Below are 6770 nucleotides of genomic sequence, written 5' to 3'. Positions count from 1 at the left end.
ATCCTCTTAAAGCACAAGTAGCATCTTTACCAGCAGATCCAGGAGGAAACCCTTTCGATTAATATTCATATTTTATTTTGAACAATAGCTTATCACCGACTTATCAGAAATTGATTGGTAGGTTTTGGGTATTGTGGTATTCGGCATCTAACAGTTATAGTATTGTGGATACCGATTTTAAGTACCTCATAGATACATATCTTAATTCAGATTCACCTTTAGAATTTAATACTGTTTTACAAAACGAAGATCCTGATGCTAATGGCAACTTAATTGCAGCACGTATTCAGGATTACTTAGAAAGTTGCAATGTAGACGTATTACTCGATAACGTTAACCAAATCCCCTTTAATAGCGCTTTTCAAAACCTGTCTTACACCTATAAGATTGGGCATAAAGTCATTGTGGTAAATTACGATTCTGAACTTGTACAAAAAACAGTTCATCCTGCAATTGCACATTACATCACTTCAGAACAAGAACCAATAGACAGTACCTTTGACATCTATTTAGACAATGACCAGCTCTTTCTATTTAAGGACCAAACCCTTTTAACATCGGCTCCAAAATTAGAATATCATAAAATTCAAGGTAAATTTATAATGCATTTACTTTGTGAAATACACCAAAAAACAGAAAGTGATTGGATTGGTACGTTTCATGGATCTACTATTACCGACGGCCACAGCGCTATACTCTGTATAGGCGAATCTGGTAAAGGTAAAAGTACCTTATGTGCCTTATTAACAGCAAAAGGATTTACGCTATTGGCAGATGATGTGTCACCAATGGATGGTGTAACCCATCATATCCACTACAATCCTGCAGCTATTTCTATAAAAGAAGGCGCCTTTAAAATATTAGAGCGCGACATCCCTAATTTTGAGGCGTTACCATTAGTAAATTTTAATAAAGCGAAAGGGACGTTAAAGTATTTACCTTGTACTCCTCCAGAACAATCGCATTATCCTTGTTTCGCTGCATTATTAGTCAATTATAAAGCCAATGCAGAAACATCACTAGAACGTGTTTCAGTAAAAAGAATGTTAGAAACTTTAATTCCGGATTCTTGGCTCTCTCCCAACCCTGCTTATGCCAAGGCGTTTTTAAATTGGTTAGCACAAATAGAGATATACGAAATTACGTATAGCAATATCGATTTAGCTGCGCATGCCATTTCGAAATTATTTAAATCGCAGTTGAAGTAATTATAATAGTCTATCTTAGAAGTTCATTAACAACTTATGAGTAAATACGCTGAAACATTTCATACCATTGCTGATATTCTTAGTTTTGAAACACCTGCTTCAACCTTAGAAACCACTTTTAGTGATCCATCCTTTAACTGGGATGCTATTGTGGTAGAAGGTAGTAAGTATCTTGTATTGCCTGCCATTTATTGCAGATTAAAATCGCGACGTCTTTTACATCTATTACCAGAAGAGTTAGTCCTCTATTTAGATGAAATATCTTCGATAAATAGAAACAGAAATAGGTCTATTTTAAAACAGGTTCATGCCATTTCAACCCTATTAAATGCGCATCATATTAACCATGTTTTTTTAAAAGGTACTGCACTGTTAGTCAGTGGAAAATACGAAGACATTGCAGAACGTATGGTTGGTGATATTGATATACTGGTAAGTAATGAGCAACTGCAAGACGCGTTTCATCTCTTAAAGTCTAATGGTTATAATAAAACATTTGGCTATGCGTATGAGAAAAGCGACTTTAGACATTTAGATCGGTTAATTTCTGAACAAGAATTAGCCGCCATAGAAATTCATTCAAATTTATTAATCAAGAACAAAAGACATTTAATAGATATTCCATTGGTTTTACAATCTAAAATAGAATGTAATGGTATTGCGATTCCAAATTTTAAAACGCTAAGCCTACACCAAATACTAAGCTGGCAGCTAAACGATAAAGGCCATTATTATAATTTTCCAAATTTTAAGGTTTTATATGATGTTATTCTAACCCATTCTCATAAAAACAATGCCCTCATTACTACCCTTTTTAAAATAAAAGAAGGCCAATCTTTTATCGCTATAGCGCAACATTACTTTGAAGAGTTTCTGTATATTGAAACCAATAAGTATATGAAAATTATTCAATTTTCACATAAGTGTACTATGAATTTTAGACCACTACGCGTCATCCAAAATGTATTTAAATATGCATTCGATTTTGTCTTGTCTCGCATCTATCTAATGGCAACTAATAAATATTATACCAAACACGTATTCCATAAAATTTTTTCAAAGACAACAAGGAAAAAAACACCCGTTTAAGGTCATAAGATTTTATCATAAAACACTTTAAATGAGTCAACAGAATTATATTTTTAGTATTTTCTTTAATAATTCTCTGCATTTTATTTCAAATTTGAACTATTTTTAACTTATTTATACATTTATTGTAATAATTTACTTCAATATTTGTTTTATAAACCATAAAGTTTACCTTTGGACAAAATTATTTTAGCATGAAAAAAATATTTTTAATTGTATTAATCGCTTCATTTAGTTTATCATCTTTTGCACAAAGAGATAGTAATGAATGGTTTTTGAGTATCGGTGTTAATGCAATCAATAGTTTAGGATCTAAAAACCCTATTTATCATCCTGAAGATTGGACGTTTGAGTTCCCAATTTCGGCAGCAGTTGAGTTTAATTGGTCAGAGGATTTTTCTATTGAACAATCTATTACATTTAATGGCTTTGCTGAAAGTAGCAAAATTGATGTTGTTCCTTTTGGTCCTTTACCTAAAGATTATAATTACGTGTCTTTAGATACACATTTAAAATACTACTTTAGACGTCATATTTTACCAGATACGGATTGGGTTGACTTTTATGCCAATGCTGGTATTGGATTTTTCCATATTGACGAAACAAATATTTCAGCCAATTTAGGTGGTGGTGTTTTATTTTGGTTAAATAAAAATAGAAGCTTTGGACTAAGAGCACAGACTATTGCTAAGTTTGCATTTAATCATAAAGAAAGTGGTTTTGACAACAATCACTACCAGTACCATTTACAAGCTATTTTTAAATTATAAGACTTTAAAAATCATATATAAAAAAAGGGTAACAAAATAATTGTTACCCTTTTTTTTATGCGTTGGTATGACCACAATGTGGCAAATAAAATGTTAACTTTTGTTAGCCAATTGACCACAGGCTGCATCAATATCTTTACCTCTACTTCGTCTTACAGTGACGGTAATATTGTGCGCTTCTAGAACCTTTACATACATATCAATAGCACTAGATTTCGCTTGCTGAAACTCACCATCATCAATAGGATTATATTCTATTAAATTCACCTTACTTGGTGCAAATTTGCAGAATTCTACCAAGGCATCTACATCCTTACGTGTATCATTAATGCCATCCCAAACAACATACTCGTACGTTATTCTATTCTTAGTAGCCGCATACCAATATTGTAATGCTTCTCTAAGATCGTTAAGAGGAAATGTAGCATTAAATGGCATAATTGAAGTTCGTATCTCATCAATAGCAGAGTGCAAAGAGACCGCTAACTTAAACTTAACATTGTCATCTGCCATTTTTTTAATCATCTTAGGAACACCAGATGTAGACACTACAATACGTTTAGGAGACATCCCTAATCCATCTGAAGACGTTATTTTATCAATCGCTTTAAGGACATTATTATAGTTCATTAATGGCTCACCCATACCCATAAAAACGATATTACTAAGAGGTCTGTTATGATACAACCGACTTTCATTATCAATGGCTACAACCTGATCGTATATTTCATCTGGATTAAGGTTTCGCATTCGTTTTAACCTTGCTGTTGCACAAAATCTACAGTCTAAACTGCATCCTACTTGAGAGGAAACACAGGCTGTGGTTCTAGAGGCTGTTGGTATCAATACAGATTCTACTATTAAATCATCATGCAAACGAACCGCATTTTTTATAGTTCCATCTGAACTGCGCTGCATCTGATCTACCTTGATGTGGTTAATCACAAAATGGTCTTCTAGCATTTGTCTTGTCTCTAAAGACACATTAGTCATATCCTCAAAACTATAAGCCGATTTTTGCCACAACCATTCGTATACTTGATTGCCTCTAAAGGCTTTATCACCTTGTTTTATAAAGAACGCTCTAAGTTGTTCCTTTGTAAGCGCTCGTATGTCTTTCTTTTTTACTTCCATGAACTACAAAAGTACTTAAATGAATTTTGTTTTTCGTTCTATAAAAAAAAGCCTCGATGACGAGGCTTTTAGTTATAAAGATTTTTTCTAATTATATAATTAACATCGCGTCACCATAAGAGTAGAATTTATACTTTTCTTTTACCGCTTCTTCATAGGCTTTTTTAACAAAATCATGACCTGCAAATGCTGATGTCATCATTAATAAAGTAGACTTTGGTGTATGGAAATTCGTAATCATACAATTGGCAATACTAAAATCATAAGGAGGAAAAATAAATTTGTTTGTCCATCCTTCAAATTCATTTAGTCTGCCATTAGACGACACAGAACTTTCAATAGTACGCATTGAAGTGGTACCAACTGCACACACACGTTTTTTATTTTCAATACCGTTATTAACGATATCTGCCGCTTGCTTTGAAATGATTATTTCTTCGCTATCCATTTTATGCTTGGATAAATCTTCTACCTCTACTGGGTTAAAAGTCCCTAAACCAACATGCAATGTTACTTCTGCAGTATTCACACCTTTAATCTCTAATCGTTTTAACAAATGCTTAGAAAAATGTAAACCAGCAGTTGGTGCTGCTACAGCGCCTTCATTTTTTGCATAAATAGTTTGGTAACGCTCTTCATCCTCTGGCTCTACCGCTCTGTTGATATATTTAGGTAATGGTGTTTCTCCTAATTGCGTTAATTTAGCTCTAAAGTCGATATAAGATCCATCATAAAGAAAACGTAAAGTTCGTCCTCTAGAAGTTGTATTATCTATAACCTCAGCGACTAATGTCTCGTCATCTCCAAAATACAATTTATTTCCGATTCTAATTTTACGAGCAGGATCTACCAACACGTCCCACAAACGTTGATCTTGATTAAGTTCACGTAACAAAAACACTTCGATACGCGCTCCTGTTTTTTCTTTATTTCCGTAAAGTCTTGCTGGGAAAACTTTGGTATCATTCATTATCATCACATCACCTTCATCAAAATAATCGATGATATCCTTAAAAAGCTTATGCTCTATAGTTTGCTTTTCTCTGTTAAGGACCATCAATCGCGATTCATCTCTGTGTTCTGCTGGATGTTCTGCAAGTAATTCTTCTGGAAGGTCAAAATTAAAGTGTGATAATTTCATGTATGTTCTTTTTTTAAGGAGTGCAAATATACAATCTCAACATAGGCCTTGTCAAGTAAATGGCTGTTTATTTTAATTTTATAAATGCATAAGAGCTTATTTCTATTTTAACTGAAAACCGATAGCGGTTAAATCTTCCCAAAATTGTGGATAGGATTTACTTACAACGTCTGCATTTTCTATTTTAAGGGTTGTTTTTAGACCTAATGGCGCAAATGCCATGGCCATTCTATGATCGTTATAAGTGGCAATTGCAACATCTGCTTTTATAGCCTGAGCAGGTTGTAAATGTAATGTGGCATCTGTAATGGTAACGTTACCGCCTAACTTTTCTATTTCTGTCTTTAAAGCTACCAAACGATCGGTTTCTTTAATTTTTAACGTGTGTAACCCAACCATATAACATTCTAACCCTAAACCAAATGCCGTGACTGCAATCGTTTGTGCAATATCTGGAGCGTTCTTTAAATCTAGCGTTGTTAATGCTTTTGCATCTAAAGCGTCGGTTTTGGTCAGCGTTATTTTTTGATCAGAAAAAGACGTAGTTACACCAAAGCTCTTGTAAATTGTAGCCAACACAGAATCGCCTTGTAAACTTTCTGCTTTGTACGCACCTATTGTAATTGCTGTACCTACAGCACTTAGTGCAATTAAACTATAATAATACGATGCGGAAGACCAATCGGATTCTACAACTAAAGTCTGCTGCTCTATTTTTTTAGTTGCGGGTTGTACTGTTATAACGTTGTCTACAAAACGTGTTTCTATACCAATAGACGTCAACAAACTTAAGGTCATTTTTATGTATGGTACCGACGTAATACGACCAGCTAAGGTAAGTTCTAATCCATTTTCTAATCTTGAAGCAATTAGTAACAGTGCTGATATGTATTGACTGCTCACATTGGCTTCTAGCGTTACTTTATCTACGGTTAGTTTTTTACCTGTTATTTTTAAAGGTGGAAACCCATCATTTTCTAAATAAGAAATATCGGCACCTAACGTTTTTAAGGCATCTACTAAGATCCCAATTGGCCGCTCTTTCATACGCTTAGACCCAGTTATTGTAACGACTCTTTCGTTTTGAATTGAAAAATAAGCCGTTAAAAATCGCATCGCAGTACCTGCATGATGTATATCAATGTCATGATCTTTTGATGCCAATGCCTTTTGCATTAAAACAGAATCATCTGAATTAGATACATTGTCTATGTTTATTTGTGGATATAATGCCTGTAATAAAAGCAATCGGTTAGATTCACTCTTTGAACCTGTAATTTGAACGCTTTGATTATGTTTTAATTTTGATAATTGGATACTAATGTCCATGTAAAGCTTTTTTCTTAAACAAATTTTGTAGAGAAATTTATATAAATTTCTAATAAAATGCCAAGATAGTAAATAGTGAATAGAATTACAGACTGTAAT

The 6770-nt window shown here is 33.5% G+C and carries 6 protein-coding genes; 3 read left to right on the top strand and 3 right to left on the bottom strand.

What is annotated here, in order from left to right:
• Positions 1 to 77 precede the first annotated feature (77 nt).
• From HNV08_RS14935 to HNV08_RS14925, 3 genes are all read left to right on the top strand, one after another.
• Positions 78 to 1208: a hypothetical protein gene (locus tag HNV08_RS14935; RefSeq protein WP_173282162.1), complete on the top strand. Its 1131-nt coding sequence runs from the start codon at positions 78 to 80 to the stop codon at positions 1206 to 1208.
• 36 nt (positions 1209 to 1244) lie between these two features.
• Entirely contained in the window at positions 1245 to 2297 is a 1053-nt protein-coding gene (locus HNV08_RS14930) for a nucleotidyltransferase family protein (protein WP_173282161.1), read from the top strand.
• Positions 2298 to 2491: 194 nt separating this feature from the next.
• Complete coding sequence (locus tag HNV08_RS14925; RefSeq protein WP_173282160.1) at positions 2492 to 3067, top strand: outer membrane beta-barrel protein; 576 nt, start codon at positions 2492 to 2494, stop codon at positions 3065 to 3067.
• 93 nt (positions 3068 to 3160) lie between these two features.
• Here HNV08_RS14925 and rlmN read toward each other — a convergent pair whose 3' ends face one another.
• From rlmN to HNV08_RS14910, 3 genes are all read right to left on the bottom strand, one after another.
• On the bottom strand, positions 3161 to 4201 hold the full coding sequence (gene rlmN, locus HNV08_RS14920) for a 23S rRNA (adenine(2503)-C(2))-methyltransferase RlmN (RefSeq protein WP_173282159.1): 1041 nt from the start codon (positions 4199 to 4201) through the stop codon (positions 3161 to 3163).
• A 91-nt stretch (positions 4202 to 4292) separates the two neighbouring features.
• Positions 4293 to 5342 (bottom strand): tRNA preQ1(34) S-adenosylmethionine ribosyltransferase-isomerase QueA, encoded by a 1050-nt coding sequence (gene queA / locus HNV08_RS14915; protein ID WP_173282158.1) that lies wholly within the window; start codon positions 5340 to 5342, stop codon positions 4293 to 4295.
• Positions 5343 to 5444: 102 nt separating this feature from the next.
• Complete coding sequence (locus HNV08_RS14910) at positions 5445 to 6671, bottom strand: 3-phosphoshikimate 1-carboxyvinyltransferase (RefSeq protein ID WP_173282157.1); 1227 nt, start codon at positions 6669 to 6671, stop codon at positions 5445 to 5447.
• Positions 6672 to 6770: the final 99 nt, after the last annotated feature.

Origin of the sequence: Winogradskyella eckloniae (genome assembly GCF_013249045.1) — a bacterium.
In the GTDB taxonomy this organism is placed as follows: Bacteria; Bacteroidota; Bacteroidia; order Flavobacteriales; family Flavobacteriaceae; genus Winogradskyella; species Winogradskyella eckloniae.
The sequence above is the reverse complement of the archived record's forward strand: the minus strand, read 5'-3'. Positions and strand labels throughout refer to the sequence as shown.